This window comes from Streptomyces cyaneofuscatus, assembly GCF_033109485.1.
Lineage (GTDB): Bacteria > Actinomycetota > Actinomycetes > Streptomycetales > Streptomycetaceae > Streptomyces > Streptomyces cyaneofuscatus.
In genome coordinates this window covers 2,008,204-2,024,455 of sequence record NZ_CP137002.1, presented here as the reverse complement: position 1 = coordinate 2,024,455, position 16,252 = coordinate 2,008,204, and the positions used below count along the sequence as shown (strand labels likewise).

General features: G+C 71.6%; 14 protein-coding genes. 12 read left to right on the top strand and 2 right to left on the bottom strand.

Annotated elements, in window-relative coordinates; genetic code table 11:
• Nucleotides 1–110 precede the first annotated feature (110 nt).
• The 9 genes from R2B67_RS08335 (at nt 111) to mutM (ending at nt 9,451) form a co-directional block, all read left to right on the top strand.
• Nucleotides 111–1,832: a fatty acid kinase ATP-binding subunit FakA gene (locus tag R2B67_RS08335; RefSeq protein ID WP_317817155.1), complete on the top strand. Its 1,722-nt coding sequence runs from the start codon at nt 111–113 to the stop codon at nt 1,830–1,832.
• A gap of 49 nt (nt 1,833–1,881) precedes the next feature.
• Entirely contained in the window at nt 1,882–4,095 is a 2,214-nt protein-coding gene (recG, locus tag R2B67_RS08330) for an ATP-dependent DNA helicase RecG (protein WP_317817154.1), read from the top strand.
• Between the two features lie 135 nt (nt 4,096–4,230).
• Nucleotides 4,231–4,815, top strand: coding sequence for a 16S rRNA (guanine(966)-N(2))-methyltransferase RsmD (gene rsmD, locus R2B67_RS08325; protein ID WP_317817153.1), 585 nt, complete (start codon nt 4,231–4,233; stop codon nt 4,813–4,815).
• Between the two features lie 26 nt (nt 4,816–4,841).
• Nucleotides 4,842–5,321, top strand: a complete 480-nt coding sequence (gene coaD, locus R2B67_RS08320) for a pantetheine-phosphate adenylyltransferase (protein WP_018509651.1) — start codon at nt 4,842–4,844, stop codon at nt 5,319–5,321.
• Nucleotides 5,322–5,454: 133 nt separating this feature from the next.
• Nucleotides 5,455–6,609, top strand: a complete 1,155-nt coding sequence (locus R2B67_RS08315) for a F0F1 ATP synthase subunit B (RefSeq protein ID WP_317817152.1) — start codon at nt 5,455–5,457, stop codon at nt 6,607–6,609.
• A 235-nt stretch (nt 6,610–6,844) separates the two neighbouring features.
• Nucleotides 6,845–7,453 (top strand): YceD family protein, encoded by a 609-nt coding sequence (locus R2B67_RS08310; protein ID WP_051104565.1) that lies wholly within the window; start codon nt 6,845–6,847, stop codon nt 7,451–7,453.
• 2 nt (nt 7,454–7,455) lie between these two features.
• Complete coding sequence (gene rpmF, locus R2B67_RS08305) at nt 7,456–7,629, top strand: 50S ribosomal protein L32 (protein ID WP_003965982.1); 174 nt, start codon at nt 7,456–7,458, stop codon at nt 7,627–7,629.
• Nucleotides 7,630–7,648: 19 nt separating this feature from the next.
• The gene (gene rnc / locus R2B67_RS08300) at nt 7,649–8,473 is read left to right on the top strand and encodes a ribonuclease III (RefSeq protein ID WP_026241021.1); all 825 of its coding nucleotides are present in this window, start codon (nt 7,649–7,651) and stop codon (nt 8,471–8,473) included.
• A gap of 117 nt (nt 8,474–8,590) precedes the next feature.
• Complete coding sequence (gene mutM / locus R2B67_RS08295; RefSeq protein ID WP_164238654.1) at nt 8,591–9,451, top strand: bifunctional DNA-formamidopyrimidine glycosylase/DNA-(apurinic or apyrimidinic site) lyase; 861 nt, start codon at nt 8,591–8,593, stop codon at nt 9,449–9,451.
• Here the strand turns inward: mutM and R2B67_RS08290 are convergent.
• A complete protein-coding gene (locus R2B67_RS08290; protein WP_317817150.1) occupies nt 9,424–9,810 on the bottom strand; it encodes a winged helix-turn-helix transcriptional regulator in 387 nt (128 codons plus the stop codon). The genes mutM and R2B67_RS08290 overlap by 28 nt on opposite strands.
• A gap of 84 nt (nt 9,811–9,894) precedes the next feature.
• On the bottom strand, nt 9,895–10,875 hold the full coding sequence (locus R2B67_RS08285) for a CAP domain-containing protein (RefSeq protein WP_317817149.1): 981 nt from the start codon (nt 10,873–10,875) through the stop codon (nt 9,895–9,897).
• A 181-nt stretch (nt 10,876–11,056) separates the two neighbouring features.
• On the opposite strand from R2B67_RS08285, the gene R2B67_RS08280 reads away from it, so the two are divergent.
• The 3 genes from R2B67_RS08280 (at nt 11,057) to R2B67_RS08270 (ending at nt 16,106) form a co-directional block, all read left to right on the top strand.
• On the top strand, nt 11,057–11,338 hold the full coding sequence (locus tag R2B67_RS08280; protein ID WP_317817148.1) for an acylphosphatase: 282 nt from the start codon (nt 11,057–11,059) through the stop codon (nt 11,336–11,338).
• Between the two features lie 438 nt (nt 11,339–11,776).
• Nucleotides 11,777–11,989 carry a hypothetical protein gene (locus tag R2B67_RS08275; RefSeq protein ID WP_003965973.1) on the top strand — a complete coding sequence of 71 codons (213 nt, stop codon included), beginning with the start codon at nt 11,777–11,779 and terminating at the stop codon, nt 11,987–11,989.
• A gap of 394 nt (nt 11,990–12,383) precedes the next feature.
• Nucleotides 12,384–16,106 (top strand): chromosome segregation SMC family protein, encoded by a 3,723-nt coding sequence (locus R2B67_RS08270; protein WP_317817145.1) that lies wholly within the window; start codon nt 12,384–12,386, stop codon nt 16,104–16,106.
• Nucleotides 16,107–16,252 lie beyond the last annotated feature (146 nt).

The following is a 16,252-nucleotide window of genomic DNA, read 5'->3' as shown; positions in this document are numbered from 1 at the left end:
ACCACGGGTTGGCCCATCGCCCTCCCGCCCCCTGTCCCTGCCCTGGCCCCGGCAGGCGGGCTAACCTGCGGTGCAGCCCGTTGCCACGGCCGCTTCAAGGAGGACCATCGGTGCCGCAGCTCCCCGACGATCTGAACGCCGTCGCGGTGCGCACCTGGTGCTCACTGGCCCTGGAGGCCCTGGGCCGGGAGCGCGCGGAGATCGACGCGATCAACGTCTATCCCATCGCCGACGGGGACACCGGCACCAATCTCTATCTGACCGTCGAATCCGCCGCCGCGGCCGTCGAGGCGGTCTTCGCCGCGCATGAGACCGGCACCACCGCACCCGCCACCGCCGACGCCGTACGCGCCATGGCGCACGGCGCCCTGATCGGCGCCCGGGGGAACTCCGGCACGATCCTGGCCCAGCTCCTGCGCGGCATGGCCGGAGTGCTGGCCGACGGCGGTGACGCGGCCCATCTGCGCCTCGCGCTGACCCGGGCCGCCGCCGCTGCCCGGCAGGCCGTCGCCCACCCGGTGGAGGGCACGGTGCTGACCGTCGCCACGGCGGCCGCCGAAGCCGCGCAGGGCGATGAGCGGGAGCTGCGCGCGGTGGTGAGCGCCGCGTACGAGGGGGCGCGCGCCGCCCTGGCGAAGACCCCGGAGCAGCTCGCCGTGCTCGGCCGGGCCGGGGTCGTGGACGCCGGGGGACGCGGGCTGGTGGCGGTCCTGGGGGCGCTGGTGGAGGCGGTGACCGGGCAGGCTCCGGTACGGGGGCCTCGTACGGGGCCCGGGAAAGCCGCGGCCCCTGTGGACGGCGGATCCGTGGTGGGGCTGCCGGTGGGCGGGGTTCCGGTTCCGGCGGGCGGCGCTCTCGTGGAGGGCCCGCCTGTGGGGGAGGGCCCGCTCGACTGCCCCGAGGACCTCGACGGCGGCGGGCCCGCCTTCGAGGTGATCTACCTCCTGGAGGCCCGCGACGAGCAGGTGGACCGGTTGCGCACCCGGCTCGACGCCCTCGGCGACTCCCTGGTCGTGGTGGGCGGCGACGGGCTCTGGCACGTCCACGTCCATGTCGACGACGCCGGGGCCGCCGTGGAGGCGGGCGTCGAGGCCGGGCGGCCGTACCGGATCCGGATCACCCACTTCGCCATCGAGAGCGGCCACGACGTCCGCGTCCAGGCCGAACCCGCCCAGCGCGCCGTCGTCGTCGTGGTCCCCGGCGACGGCCTCGCCGGGCTCTGCACCGAGGCCGGCGCCACCACGGTGATCGCCCGCCCCGGCGAACCCCCCGCCAGCGGCGAACTGGTCGACGCGATCCGCCGCGCCCACGCCCGCGAGGTGGTGCTGCTGCCCAACGACGCGGCCCTGCGCCACACCGCGGCCGCCGCCGCCGAGCAGGCCAGGACCGAGGGGGTCAGGGTCGCCCTCGTCCCCACCCGCGCCGCCGTCCAGGGCATCGCCGCCCTCGCCGTGCACGAGCCGGACCGCGGCTTCGACGAGGACGTGGTCGCCATGACGGCCGCCGCCGGCGCCACCCGCTACGCCGAACTGGCCGTCGCCGAGCGCCAGTCGTGGACCATGGCGGGCATCTGCCAGGCCGGTGACATCCTCGGCCTGATCGACGGGGACGTGGCCGTCATCGGCGCCGACGTCCCGGCCACCGCCCGCACCGTGCTGGACCGGATGCTGGCGGCCGGCGGCGAACTGGTCACCCTCGTCCTCGGCGAGGACGTCCCGGACGCGATGGCGGACGCGCTGGAGGAGCACGTACGCGAGGGCTATCTCGCCGTCGACACGGTGGTCTACCGGGGCGGCCACCAGCGCGCACCGCTGCTGATCGGCGTCGAGTAGCGGACCCGCCGCCGTGCCCGGCCCACGCTTGTCAGTGGCGTGGTGTGCAATGGATCGCGTGTCCTCGTTCGATGAACCTCTCAAGAAGCTGCTCGGCGGAGCCACCGCGAAGGTGATGGCCGAACACCTCGACCTGCACACGGTCGGTGATCTGCTGCACCACTACCCGCGGCGGTACGAGGAGCGCGGCAAGCTGACCGCGCTGGCCGACCTCCCGCTGGACGAGCACGTCACGGTCGTCGCCCAGGTCGCCGACGCCCGGATCCTGATGTTCAACAACGGCCGGGGCAAACGGCTGGAGGTCACCCTCACCGACGGCAGCGGCCGCCTCCAGCTGGTCTTCTTCGGCCACGGCGTCCACAAGCCGCACAAGGAGCTGCTCCCGGGCCGCCAGGCGATGTTCGCGGGCAAGGTCTCCGTCTTCAACCGGAAGATGCAGCTCGCCCACCCCACGTACCAACTGCTCGACGCCTCCGACGCCGACGAGGCGACCGAGGCCGTGGACGCCTTCGCCGGACGGCTGCTGCCGATCTACCCGGCCTGCAAGCAGCTGGACTCCTGGCGGATCGCCAAGGCCGTCGACGCCGTACTGCCCAGCGCGCAGGACGCGGTGGACCCGCTGCCCGCCTCTCTGCGCGAGGGGCGCGGCTTCACCCCGCTGCCCGAGGCGCTGCTCAAGGTGCACCGCCCGCAGACGAAGGCGGACATCGAGGACGCGAAGGCCCGGCTCAAGTGGGACGAGGCGTTCGTCCTCCAGGTCGCCCTGGCCCGCCGCCGGTACGCCGACACCCAGCTTCCCGCCGTGGCCCGCCGCCCGGTCGCCGACGGCCTGCTGGACGCCTTCGACGCCAAGCTGCCCTTCACCCTCACCGAGGGGCAGCAGAAGGTCAGCAAGGAGATCTTCGACGACCTGGCCACCGAGCACCCGATGCACCGCCTCCTCCAGGGCGAGGTGGGCAGCGGCAAGACGATGGTGGCCCTGCGCGCCATGCTCACCGTCGTCGACGCGGGCGGCCAGGCCGCGATGCTCGCCCCCACCGAGGTCCTCGCCCAGCAGCATCACCGCTCGATCACCGAGATGATGGGCGAGCTGGCCGAGGGCGGCATGCTGGGCGGCTCGGACCGGGGCACCAAGGTCGTGCTCCTCACCGGCTCCATGGGCATGGCGGCCCGCCGGCAGGCCCTGCTGGACCTGGTGACCGGTGAGGCCGGAATCGTCATCGGCACCCACGCCCTCATCGAGGACAAGGTCCAGTTCCACGACCTCGGGCTGGTCGTGGTCGACGAACAGCACCGCTTCGGCGTCGAACAGCGCGACGCCCTCCGCTCCAAGGGGAAGCAGCCGCCCCACCTCCTCGTCATGACCGCCACCCCCATCCCCCGTACGGTCGCGATGACCGTCTTCGGCGACCTGGAGACCTCCGTCCTGGACCAGCTCCCGGCCGGCCGCTCCCCGATCGCCAGCCATGTCGTCCCCGCCAAGGACAAGCCGCACTTCCTCGCCCGCGCCTGGGAGCGCGTCCGCGAGGAGGTGGAGAACGGCCACCAGGCCTACGTCGTCTGCCCCCGCATCGGCGACGACGCGGAGGAGGCCGAGGGGAAGAAGGGGAAAGCCAAGAAGAAGGCCCCCGAGGAGGACCCCGAGAAGCGTCCGCCGCTCGCCGTCCTGGAGATCGCCGACGAGCTCCGCAAGGGCGCCCTCGCCGGGCTGACCGTCGAGGTGCTGCACGGCCGCATGCACCCCGACGAGAAGGACGACGTGATGCGCCGGTTCGCCGCCGGGGACGTCGACGTCCTGGTCGCCACCACCGTCATCGAGGTCGGCGTCAACGTCCCCAACGCCACCGCCATGGTGATCATGGACGCCGACCGGTTCGGCGTCTCCCAGCTCCACCAGCTCCGCGGCCGCGTCGGCCGTGGCTCGGCCCCCGGGCTCTGCCTGCTGGTCAGCGAGGCCCACGAGGCGAGCCCCGCCCGCGCCCGCCTCTCCGCCGTCGCCGCCACGCTCGACGGCTTCGAGCTCTCCCGGATCGACCTGGAGCAGCGCCGCGAGGGCGATGTGCTCGGCCAGGCCCAGTCAGGGGTGCGCTCCTCGCTGCGGATGCTCACCGTCATCGACGACGAGGAGGTCATCGCCGCCGCCCGCGAGGAGGCCGTCGCGATCGTCGCCGCCGACCCGGAGCTGGAGCACCTGCCGGAGCTGCGGACGGTGCTGGCTGCCCTGCTCGACAAGGACCGGGAGGAGTACCTGGACAAGGGGTGAGCGCACGGGGCCGCCCTGCCGGTGCGGGCCGCACGCCATATCGTGGACGGACAGCCCGTACCCATCGGCGTACGGGCGGCACGCGCCCACGCGCGAGCCCCTGTGCCCGCCCCCGACCCCGAGGACCCGACACCCATGACCCGCGTGATCGCCGGATCGGCCGGCGGACGCCGCCTGGCCGTACCGCCCGGCACCGGCACCCGCCCCACCTCCGACCGTGCGCGGGAGGGCCTCTTCTCCACCTGGGAAGCGCTGCTCGGCACCCTCGAAGGCGTCCGCGTCGCCGATCTGTACGCCGGATCCGGCGCCGTCGGCCTCGAAGCGCTCTCCCGGGGCGCGGTCCACGCCCTGCTCGTCGAGGCGGACCAGAAGGCGGTCCGTACGGTCCGGGACAACGTCCGCACCCTTGGGCTGCCCGGCGCCGAGGTCCGTACCGGCAGAGCCGAGCAGATCGTGACAGGGCCGGCGCCCTCGGCCCCGTACGACATCGTCTTCCTCGACCCGCCGTACGCCGTCACCGACGACGATCTTCGCGAGATCCTGCTCACACTCCGTGCTCAGGGGTGGCTCACAGCCGATGCGCTCGTCACGGTGGAACGCAGCACCCGGGGCGGAGAATTCGGCTGGCCCGCCGGATTCGAGCCACTGCGGGCCCGTCGCTACGGCGAGGGAACGCTTTGGTACGGTCGCGCCGCCGCTACGTGCGAAGACGCACGATGACCGGACCGGAGAGCGAGGGAATCACAGTGCGCCGCGCCGTCTGTCCGGGGTCTTTCGACCCCATCACCAACGGACATCTCGACATCATCGGACGAGCCTCCAAGCTGTACGACGTGGTGCACGTGGCGGTGATGATCAACCAGTCCAAGAAGGGGCTGTTCACCGTCGACGAGCGGATCGAGCTGATCCGCGAGGTCACCGCCGGCTTCGGCAACGTGGAGGTGGAGTCCTTCCACGGCCTGCTGGTCGACTTCTGCAAGCAGCGGGAGATCCCGGCGATCGTGAAGGGCCTGCGGGCCGTCAGCGACTTCGACTACGAGCTCCAGATGGCCCAGATGAACAACGGCCTCTCCGGCGTCGAGACGCTCTTCGTGCCGACCAACCCGACGTACAGCTTCCTGTCGTCCTCGCTGGTCAAGGAGGTCGCGACCTGGGGTGGCGACGTCTCCCACCTGCTGCCCCCCACGGTCCACGAGGCTCTCACGAAGCGGCTGGGCGAGCGCTGAGCGGCTGACGGTCCGTCACCAGGTGTCGGGCGGCAGCCGACTGGCCTTACAGTCGTCCCGTCCGTCTCCAACAGAGCAGCGGCTTCAACAGGGCAGCGGCTTCAACAGAGCAGCAGAGAGTGGCGAGCACACGGTGGACGTGCAGAAGAAGCTCGACGAGATCGTCGAAGCGGTCGGGAACGCCCGGGCCATGCCCATGTCGGCCTCGTGCGTGGTCAACCGCGCCGAGCTGCTCGCCATGCTCGAAGAGGTGCGCGAGGCCCTGCCCGGCTCGCTCGCCCACGCCCAGGAGCTGATCGGTGGCCAGGAGCAGTTCGCCGAGCAGGCCCGGCAGGAGGCCGAGCGGATCATCCAGTCCGCCCACGCCCAGCGCTCCTCGCTGATCGCCGAGACCGAGATCGCCCGCCAGTCGCAGAGCGAGGCCGACCGGATCCTCTCCGAGGCCCGCCGCGAGGCCGAGGAGGTCCGGGCCGAGGCCGACGACTACGTCGACAGCAAGCTCGCCAACTTCGAGGTCGTCCTCACCAAGACCATCGGCTCCGTCGACCGCGGCCGCGAGAAGCTGCTCGGCCGCGGCCAGGGCCTGGACGAGCAGGGCTACCAGGACCCCGACTTCGCCGAGGCCCCCGAGCGCAGCGCCGACCCCGAGACGCTGAAGCAGCGGGCCGACGCGTACGTGGACGCCAAGTTCGGCGCCTTCGAGGCGGTCCTCGCCAAGACCCTGGAGGCGGTCGGCCGCGGTCGGCAGAAGCTGCACGGCCGGGTCGCCTCCGACGACCTCGGGGCTCACATGGCCGCCCAGGACGCGGCGGGCGCCCAGGGCCACACCAGCGACGCCGACTACCTGGCCGGCCTCGCCGAGCTGGCCACCCCGGAGCCGCAGCAGGCACCCCAGCAGCCGCTCTACCAGGAGCAGCAGCCGGAGTACCCGGGCCGGCCGCCGCAGGCCGAGCCGAGCTACGCGCAGGCGGAGTACGGCCAGGGCGAGTACGGGCAGGGTGAGTACGCGCAGGCGTCGTACGGCTACCAGGAGCAGCAGCAGCCGCACCAGCAGGGCCAGGACCCGTACGGCTACCAGCAGGTGCCGGACCCGTACGCCACCTACCAGCAGCCCGGCTACGACCCGAACCAGTACCCGCCCCAGCCGCAGGCCCAGCCGGAGTACGACTGGCAGCAGCAGCCCCAGGTGCCCGCCCAGCAGAACCAGGGCGCGCTGGACGAGACCAGCCTCTTCGACACCAGCATGATCGACCTGGAGCAGCTGCGCCGCTACGAAGAGGGCCGCTGACCCCAGGGGCCCGGGGCAAGCTCTGGGCCGATTGGGTGCTGAGCGGTCCGTCCAGTATCCTGAATCCTCGGTCGCGCATAGGTCCGTGATCTCGGCTGCCCGTTTCGTCCGACGAAGCGGAGACGCCACGACTTAAGGACCGGAGACGGCCCCTCCCCTCAGCAGCACGCGCAACACCCATGATCCGAAAGCAGGAGAAGCCCTGAACGGCAACCTCGACCACCGCAACCCTCTCGTGTTCGATACGCGCGAGCTGGGTCGGCGTCCTGGTGCCCTGAAGCGGCTCTCCCGCACGGTGGACGCACCCGGTTCACCGGTCCTCGGGATCGACGGCGTCATCGGTGTGCCGGAAGGCGCCCCGCTGGAGCTGGACCTCCGCCTGGAGTCGGTCATGGAAGGGGTGCTCGTCACAGGGACCGCCCGTGCGAGCGCCGAGGGGGAGTGCGTAAGGTGTCTGGAGCCGCTGACCGTCGAGGTCGACGCGGATTTCCAGGAGATGTTCTCGTACCCTGACGCCGATGACCGGGGCCGCGCTGCGGACCCGGCCGACGACGCCGAGGACGACGAGGACAGGTTCTTCCTCGAGGACGGCTTGTTCGACCTCGAGTCAGTGCTGCGTGACGCGGTAGTGCTCGCACTGCCCATGCAGCCGGTGTGCAAGGAGACCTGCGCCGGTCTGTGTTCCGAATGCGGAATCAGGCTGGACGAGAACCCGGGCCACCACCACGATGCCGTCGACATCCGTTGGGCGGCACTGCAAGGACTCGCCGAGACCGTTCAGGACGGCGAGAAGGACAACATGGGCGGCGCCGAACCTGGCGTCGACGAGAAGCAGGAGAAGTAGCCGTGGCTGTTCCGAAGCGGAAGATGTCGCGCAGCAACACGCGCCACCGCCGGTCGCAGTGGAAGGCTGCGGTCCCCACCCTGGTTTCGTGCGAGCGTTGCCAGGAGCCGAAGCTCCAGCACATTGCGTGCCCGAGCTGCGGCACCTACAACAAGCGCCAGGTCCTCGAGGTCTGAGCGGCTGGTGAGAGGCCCGATGTCTGAGTTGTCCAGCGCCAAGAAGCAGGCAGACAACGTCAACACAGCCTCGTCCCACACGCTTCTGGAAGGGCGGCTCGGGTATCACCTCGAGTCCGCCCTTCTGGTGCGTGCGCTGACCCACCGTTCGTACGCGTACGAGAACGGCGGTCTGCCCACCAACGAGCGGCTCGAATTCCTCGGGGATTCGGTGCTCGGCCTGGTGGTCACGGACACGCTGTACCGCACCCACCCCGACCTGCCCGAAGGCCAGCTGGCCAAGTTGCGGGCCGCGGTGGTCAACTCGCGTGCACTTGCGGAAGTGGGCCGCGGCCTCGAACTCGGCTCCTTCATCCGGCTCGGCCGCGGTGAAGAGGGCACGGGTGGCCGGGACAAGGCTTCCATCCTCGCCGACACACTGGAAGCAGTGATCGGCGCGGTCTATCTCGACCAGGGCCTCAGCGCGGCCTCGGAGCTGGTCCACCGGCTCTTCGACCCGCTGATCGACAGGTCCTCGAACCTCGGTGCCGGCCTGGACTGGAAGACCAGCCTCCAGGAGCTCACCGCGAGCGAGAGCCTCGGAGTCCCCGAGTACCTCGTCACGGAGACCGGCCCGGACCACGAGAAGACCTTCACTGCTGCTGCTCGCGTCGGTGGTGTCTCGTACGGCACCGGCACCGGCCGTAGCAAGAAGGAAGCGGAGCAGCAGGCGGCCGAATCCGCCTGGCGTGAGATCAGCGCCGCCGCAGAGGCACGGCAGGCCGCGGAGAAGTCCGCTGCCGACGGAGGGGCCGCCGACACCCCTGCCGACCCGTCGCCGGACACGGACGCCGCTCCGGCCTGAAGCAGAACGTCGAACCCCTCGGTGCCCCGCGCACCGGGGGGTTCGTCCTGTCCCGGGGAGCGGCTTCCGGTAAGAGGCGCCCCCGTACTACCGTCGTCGTGTCTGGAGTGGTCCACCATGCCCGAGCTGCCCGAGGTCGAAGTCGTACGCCGGGGTCTTGAGCGCTGGGTCAGCGGCCGGACCGTCACCGATGTCGAGGTTCTGCACCCGCGCTCGGTCCGCCGGCACCTCGCGGGCGGCGTGGACTTCGCGGCCCGGCTGCGCGGGGTCCGGTTCGGTACGGCGATGCGGCGCGGCAAGTACCTCTGGGTGCCGATCGACGAGGCCGCCTCCTCGCTGCTGGGCCATCTCGGCATGAGCGGACAGCTGCTGGTGCAGCCTGCGGACGCGCCCGACGAGAAGCACCTGCGGATCCGGCTGCGGTTCGACGACGCCCTCGGCACCGAGCTGCGCTTCGTCGACCAGCGCACCTTCGGCGGGCTCTCGCTCCACGACCTCACCCCCGACGGGCTGCCCGACACCATCGCGCACATCGCCCGGGACCCGCTCGACCCGCTCTTCGACGACGCCGCGTTCCACACGGCCCTGCGCCTGCGCCGTACGACGGTCAAGCGCGCGCTCCTGGACCAGTCGCTGATCAGCGGCGTCGGCAACATCTACGCGGACGAGGCGCTCTGGCGGTCCAAGCTGCACTACGACCGGCCGACCGCGACCCTGACCCGCCCCAAGTCCGCCGAGCTCCTCGGCCACGCCCGGGACGTGATGAACGCGGCCCTCGCCCAGGGCGGCACCAGCTTCGACAGCCTGTACGTCAACGTGAACGGCGAGTCCGGCTACTTCGACCGGTCACTCGACGCGTACGGCAGGGAGGGCGAGCCGTGCCGCCGCTGCGGGACGCCGATGCGCCGCCGTGCCTGGATGAACCGGTCCAGCTACTTCTGCCCGCGCTGTCAGCGGCCGCCGCGCGCCTCGTCGTAACGCGTCCGGGCGGCGAGCACGTCGTCCATCCGCCCCTCGACGAGATGGATGAGCCCGAGGAGCCTGCCCGCGACTTCGCGGCCGAGCGGGGTCAGCTCGTAATCCACCCGGGGCGGATTGACCGGCTGCGCCTCCCGCAGGACGAGGCCGTCGCGCTCCAGGGCGTGCAGCGTCTGGGAGAGCATCTTCTCGCTGACCCCGTCGACCCGGCGGCGCAGCTCGTTGAACCGGAGGCTCTCCTCGTGCAGCGCGCCCAGCGTCAGGCTGCCCCAGCGGCCGGTGGCGTGCTCCAGCGTGGAGCGTGAGGGGCACTGCCGGGAGAAGACGTCGAAGGCGAGGTCGTCCGTGTCGCTGGCCATATCAGCAGCTTACGCCCGCACAGCGCTCACCCGGAGGGAGCGCTGTGCGGGCGTAAATGGTGGTCGGGTGTCCGGGCCTGCGGGTCAGAAGCCGAAGTTCTGGACCCACCACGGGCCGCCGGAGCCCTCGTGGATGCCGATGCCGATCGTCTTGTAGTCGCAGTTGAGAATGTTCGCGCGGTGGCCGTCGCTGTTCATCCAGCCGTCCATCACGGCCTGGGCGTCGGCCTGGCCGCGGGCGATGTTCTCCGCGGCGAGTCCCTGCACACCGGCCTGGGCGGCCCGGTCCCAGGGGGTGTCGCCGTCCGGGTCGGTGTGGTCGAAGAAGCCGCGGGCCGCCATGTCCTCGCTGAAGTTCTGGGCGAGCGAGGTGAGCGGGGTGCTGGTGGTCAGCGGGGAGCAGCCGACCTTCGCGCGCTCCTGGTTCACCAGGGCCAGCACCTCGGCGCGGGCCGAGGTGTCGGAGGGCGAGGGGGCGGGCTTCTTGCTGGGCGGCGGAGCCACCGTCTTCTTCGGCGGGGCCGGGGCCTTGCTCGCCGGGGCGGTGCTCTTCCTCGGGGCCGTGGTGGGCGCCTTCGACTCCTTGGACGGCGTGGCGGCCGGCTTCTTGGAGGGGGTCGCGGAGGGCGCGGCCGACTTCGACGGGGTCTTCGACGCGCTGCTGGAGGGCGACTCCGACGGCGTCTTGGCCGGGGTCGTGGACGGGGACTTCGAGGGGGTCTTCGACGGGGCCTCGGGGCGCTCGCTGCCCCGGCTGGCAGGGGAGGAGGAACGGTCGGCCGGGGCGCTGGAGCCGCCCTGCTGCGTCAGCAGGTCGGGGGCGCCGCCGGTGCGGACCTGGTCGGCCGCAGTGGAGCCGCCCGAGGTGTAGGTGTCGCCGCCGGGGAGCAGGCCCGAGGCGACGGCGACCGCGCCGACCGCCATCGCGGCCGACGCTCCGAGGAGCCCGGTGCGCACGGGCACCGCGGACCTCTTCTTCCGGCGCGTGCCCCGGTGCCGCGAGGCCGCTCCGGCCGCGGTTTCTTCAGCGGCGGGGCCTGCGGCGGATCGTCGGTGGCGTCCCATGCGCTGTGCCTTCCTGATGCTCCGGACGTCGCAGCGACGTCACCCGATGACCGGTCGACCTATTGGTCGATCCTGGTCCCCGTACTCACCCGAACGAGTGAGGCTATTGCGACGGGACTGTACGCCATGGCTCAAAGGGGCCGCCGTGCTCTTGGAGCAATTGGCCGGTTAGCGTTCGGGCATGAACGAAGAGGCACGGCTGGTCATCTGGGTACGCGGCCGAGTACAGCAAGTAGGCTTCCGCTGGTTCACCAGGGCAAATGCTTTGGAGATCGGCGGACTCGTGGGCTTTGCACTCAATCTCGACGATGGCCGGGTGCAGGTGGTCGCCGAGGGATCACGTGACAATTGCCACCGTCTGCTGGCTTGGCTGCGCTCCGACGACACACCCGGGCGCGTGGACGGAGTCACTGAGATCTGGGACACCCCGCGCGGCGGTTACGACGGATTCTCCATCCGCTGATAGGGGCTCGCACGGGCGTCCCCGATCCGCTCGGTGAACGCGCCGGAGCGAACGGTCACGGGCCGGCCCCGTCGGGCCCCACACCCGAAATGACCTGCGAAAGGACCGCGCGGCGACCGATGGTTGCCAGATGCGGGATGTCGTGCAAGGCTGCGGCATTGACGAAGATCCCCACACCCGTCGGGGTCCCGCAGGAGAGTCGCGCCGCATGATCGTCCGGCCGCGCACCCCCGGGACACCTGGCTCCACGGGGTGTGATCGTGTTGACCGTCAAACTTTTTGGTGAGACGCTGAAAACCCCGCGCACCTTAGCTGTTCGGTAGAGCTGATATGCAGCAGAACCGCAGTGGTGACAGAGCCCTGCCGAGCACCGCGGGTGCGATCCCCTGACGACCCACACCGCATCGGTCGGTCACTCATTGTGGAGGACCATCCATCATGGCAAAGGCGCTTCTCGGTTACGTCGGCGGTTCCGACCCGCGACTCCTCGCCGAGATGCGACGGCTCCAGCAGCGCGTCCAGGACCTGGAATCCGAGCTCAACCGGATCCAGGACGAGAACGACGCGCTCAACGCCGCCGCTCAGCACCAGGAGTCGTTGCTCGACAGCATCGACATCGACGTACCCCAGGGCGAGCCTGCGCTGACCTGACCGGTGGCCCCCTCGGGGCCGGTCGGGCTGAGCAGACTCATCAGCCTCAGTACATCTCTCCATATCTGATCCGTCCTGCGTCACGGATCGACGTCCCCGGACGACCGGGTCCCTGACCGACAGGGCCGCCTGTGTCCGGACCACCGGCAACGCACCATCCGGTGGTTGCCGTGGCGATGCGCTGTGCAGGACCGCGCAGATCCCCGCATCACGATCACGCACCAAGATCATGCACAAGGATCAGGATCTACGCACCAAGATCTACAGGGACGCTCCGGCGTCCCTTTTTCTTTGCCTGAACCCCCCGGCCCCCGCCGCACACCCCTCGCTTACCGTCTGATGTGCCCTGCACCTTCATGACCGAAACCGAGAGGGAAAGGTAGAGTCCGGCGGCGTGCACCTCAAGGCCCTGACCCTGCGTGGTTTCAAATCGTTCGCGTCCGCCACCACCCTGCGGTTCGAACCGGGGATCACCTGTGTCGTCGGCCCCAATGGGTCGGGGAAATCCAATGTGGTGGACGCCCTCTCCTGGGTCATGGGAGAACAGGGCGCCAAATCCCTGCGCGGCGGCAAGATGGAGGACGTGATCTTCGCCGGGACGACCGGGCGGCCTCCGCTCGGCCGCGCCGAAGTGTCGCTGACCATCGACAATTCCGATGGCGCATTGCCCATCGAGTACGCCGAAGTGACGATCACTCGGATCATGTTCCGCAATGGCGGCAGCGAATACCAGATCAATGGCGACACCTGCCGGCTGCTCGACATCCAGGAACTCCTCTCCGATTCCGGTATCGGCCGCGAGATGCACGTCATCGTCGGCCAGGGGCAGTTGGACTCCGTCCTGCACGCCGACCCGATGGGCCGCCGGGCCTTCATCGAGGAGGCCGCGGGCGTCCTCAAGCACCGGAAGCGGAAGGAGAAGGCGCTCCGGAAGCTGGACGCGATGGGCGCCAACCTGGCCCGTGTCCAGGACCTCACCGACGAGCTGCGCCGCCAGCTCAAGCCCCTCGGCCGGCAGGCGGCCGTCGCCCGGCGGGCCGCCGTCATCCAGGCCGACCTGCGCGACGCCCGGCTCCGGCTCCTCGCCGACGACCTGGTCACCCTGCGGGACGCGCTGCGCGACGAGATCGCCGACGAGGCCGAGCTGAAGAAGCGGAAGGACGCGGCGGGGGCCGAGCTGAAGGCCGCGCTCGCCCGGGAGGCCGAGCTGGAGGGCGAGGTGCGCCGCCTCGCGCCCCGGCTCCAGCGGGCCCAGCAGACCTGGTACGAGCTGTCGCAGCTGGCCGAGCGGGTCCGCGGCACGGTCTCGCTGGCCGACGCCCGGGTCAGGAGCGCCACCGAGGCCCCCGGCGAGGAGCGCCGGGGCCGCGACCCCGAGGACCTGGAGCGCGAGGCCGCCCGGATCCGCGAGCAGGAGGCGGAGCTGACGGCGGCCCTGGAGGCGGCCGAGCACGCGCTGGAGGACACCGTCGCCCACCGCGCCGACCTGGAGCGCGAGCTGGCCGCCGAGGAGCGCCGCCTCAAGGACGCCGCCCGCGCCATCGCCGACCGCCGCGAGGGCCTGGCCCGGCTGAACGGCCAGGTCAACGCGGCCCGCAGCCGGGCCGCTTCGGCGCAGGCCGAGATCGACCGGCTGGCCGCATCGCGCGACGAGGCCCAGGAGCGGGCCGTCACCGCCCAGGAGGAGTACGAGCAGCTCAAGGCCGAGGTCGAGGGCCTGGACGCCGACGACGAGGAGCTGACCGCCCGCCACGAGGAGGCCAAGCAGGCCCTCGCCGTGGCTCAGGCCGCCCACAGCGCCGCCCGCGAGGAGGCGACGGCCGCCGAGCGCAGGCGGGCGGCGGTCGCGGCCCGGCACGAGGCGCTGGCCCTGGGGCTGCGGCGCAAGGACGGTACGGGCGCGCTGCTCGGCGCCCGCGACCGGCTGACGGGTCTGCTCGGCCCCGCCGCCGAACTGCTCACCGTCCGGCCCGGCTACGAGGTCCCGGTCGCCGCCGCCCTCGGTGCCGCTGCGGACGCGGTGGCGGTCAAGGACCCGGCCACGGCCGCCGACGCGATCCGGCTGCTGCGCGAACAGGACGCGGGGCGGGCGGCGATGCTGCTGGGGGAGGCGGTGCCGGCGGAGGGCGCCCGGCCCGGCCACGTACCGGGGCAGGGCGGCGAGCACGTACAGGAGCACGTACAGGACGAGGCTTCGGAGGCGGCCCCCGGACCGCTGCCAGCGCAGGGTGGCGCACCCGGCGGTACGGGGTCCGCACCCGGCGGCCCCGATGTCCTCGCGCTGCCCCACGGCCGTACCGAAACCCTCACCACCACCGCCCCCGTCGTGTCCGACCTGGTGACCGGCCCCGCCGCCCTCATGAACGCCGTACGCCGCCTCGTACGGGACACCGTCGTCGTCCCCACCCTGGAGGATGCCGAAGCCCTCGTCGCCGCGCGCCCGGAGCTGACCGCGGTGACCGGTGAAGGGGACGTGCTCTCCGCCCACTTCGCGCACGGTGGCTCCGTCGGGGCGCCCAGCCTCCTGGAGGTGCAGGCCTCCGTGGACGAGGCCGCCGCCGAGCTGGCCGACCTCGCCGTGCGGTGCGAGGAGCTGGCGAAGGCGCAGCGGCTCGCGGGGGAGCGGCGCACGGAGCAGGCCGCGCTCGTCGAGGAGCTGGGGGAGCGGCGGCGGGCGGCCGAGCGGGAGAAGTCGGGCGTCGCCCAGCAGCTCGGCCGGCTCTCCGGGCAGGCCCGGGCCGCGGCGGGCGAGGCCGAGCGGATGACCGCCTCCGCCGCCCGCGCCCAGGAGGCCCTGGAGCGGGCGATGGAGGAGGCGGAGGAGCTGGCGGAGCGGCTGCTGGTGGCCCAGGAGGCGCCGGTGGAGGAGGAGCCCGACACCTCCGTACGGGACCGGCTCGCCGCCGACGGGGCCAACGCCCGCCAGACCGAGATGGAGGCCCGGCTCCAGGCCCGTACGCACGAGGAACGCGTCAAGTCGCTGGCCGGACGCGCCGACGGGCTCGACCGGGCGGCCCGCACCGAACGCGAGGCCCGCGCCCGCGCCGAGCAGCGCCGGGCCCGGCTGCGGCACGAGGCCGCCGTGGCCTCCGCCGTCGCCTCGGGCGCCCGTCAACTGCTGGCCCACGTCGAGGTGTCCCTCGTACGGGCCGATCAGGAGCGCACGTCGGCCGAGGCCGCCAAGGGCGAGCGGGAGCGTGAGCTGGCCGCCGAGCGGGGCCGGGGCCGCGACCTCAAGGGCGAGCTGGACAAGCTCACCGACTCCGTCCACCGGGGCGAGGTGCTGGGAGCCGAGAAGCGGCTGCGCATCGAGCAGCTGGAGACCAAGGCCCTGGAGGAGCTGGGCGTGGAGCCCGCAGGGCTCGTCTCCGAGTACGGCCCGGACCAGCTGGTGCCGCCGTCGCCGCCCGCCGAGGGCGAGGAGCTGCCGGAGGACCCGGAGCATTCGCGTAACCGGCCGAAGGCGTATCTGCGCACCGAACAGGAGAAGCGGCTGCGGTCGGCCGAACGGGCGTACCAGCAACTCGGGAAGGTGAATCCGCTCGCCCTTGAGGAGTTCTCCGCGCTGGAGGAACGGCACCAGTTCCTCTCCGAGCAGCTCGAAGACCTGAAGAAGACCCGGGCCGATCTGCTCCAGGTGATCAAGGAGGTCGACGAGCGGGTCGAGCAGGTGTTCACCGAGGCGTACCGGGACACGGCCCGTCAGTTCGAGGGCGTCTTCGCCCGGCTCTTCCCCGGCGGTGAGGGGCGGCTGATCCTGACCGATCCGGACAACATGCTCACCACCGGAGTGGACGTCGAGGCCCGCCCGCCGGGCAAGAAGGTGAAGCGGCTCTCGCTGCTCTCGGGCGGTGAGCGGTCCCTGACGGCCGTGGCGTTGCTGGTCTCCATCTTCAAGGCCCGCCCCAGTCCCTTCTATGTGATGGACGAGGTCGAGGCGGCGCTCGACGACACCAACCTCCAGCGGCTGATCCGGATCATGGAGGAGCTCCAGGAGAGCTCCCAGCTGATCGTCATCACCCACCAGAAGCGGACGATGGAGGTCGCCGACGCGCTGTACGGCGTCTCCATGCAGGGGGACGGCGTGTCGAAGGTGATCAGCCAGCGGCTGCGCTGACCCGGTCGGCGGATCCGCCCACTCTTTACCGAATCATCAGAGGTTCGACGCACCTTTCGCGCACACCTGGGTACACGCGCTGGGACCCGCTGTTTGACTTCGTTTCTTGAACGCATAACCTCTGCAAAGTTGATTTCACCTTCAAG

Coding starts and splice junctions, on each gene's coding strand:
- mutM (WP_164238654.1), top strand. CDS start 8,591: ATGCCCGAGCTGCCCGAGGTCGAAGTCGTACGCCGGGGTCTTGAGCGC.
- R2B67_RS08290 (WP_317817150.1), bottom strand. CDS start 9,810: ATGGCCAGCGACACGGACGACCTCGCCTTCGACGTCTTCTCCCGGCAG.
- R2B67_RS08280 (WP_317817148.1), top strand. CDS start 11,057: ATGAACGAAGAGGCACGGCTGGTCATCTGGGTACGCGGCCGAGTACAG.
- rsmD (WP_317817153.1), top strand. CDS start 4,231: ATGACCCGCGTGATCGCCGGATCGGCCGGCGGACGCCGCCTGGCCGTA.
- R2B67_RS08285 (WP_317817149.1), bottom strand. CDS start 10,875: ATGGGACGCCACCGACGATCCGCCGCAGGCCCCGCCGCTGAAGAAACC.
- rnc (WP_026241021.1), top strand. CDS start 7,649: ATGTCTGAGTTGTCCAGCGCCAAGAAGCAGGCAGACAACGTCAACACA.
- R2B67_RS08275 (WP_003965973.1), top strand. CDS start 11,777: ATGGCAAAGGCGCTTCTCGGTTACGTCGGCGGTTCCGACCCGCGACTC.
- recG (WP_317817154.1), top strand. CDS start 1,882: ATGGATCGCGTGTCCTCGTTCGATGAACCTCTCAAGAAGCTGCTCGGC.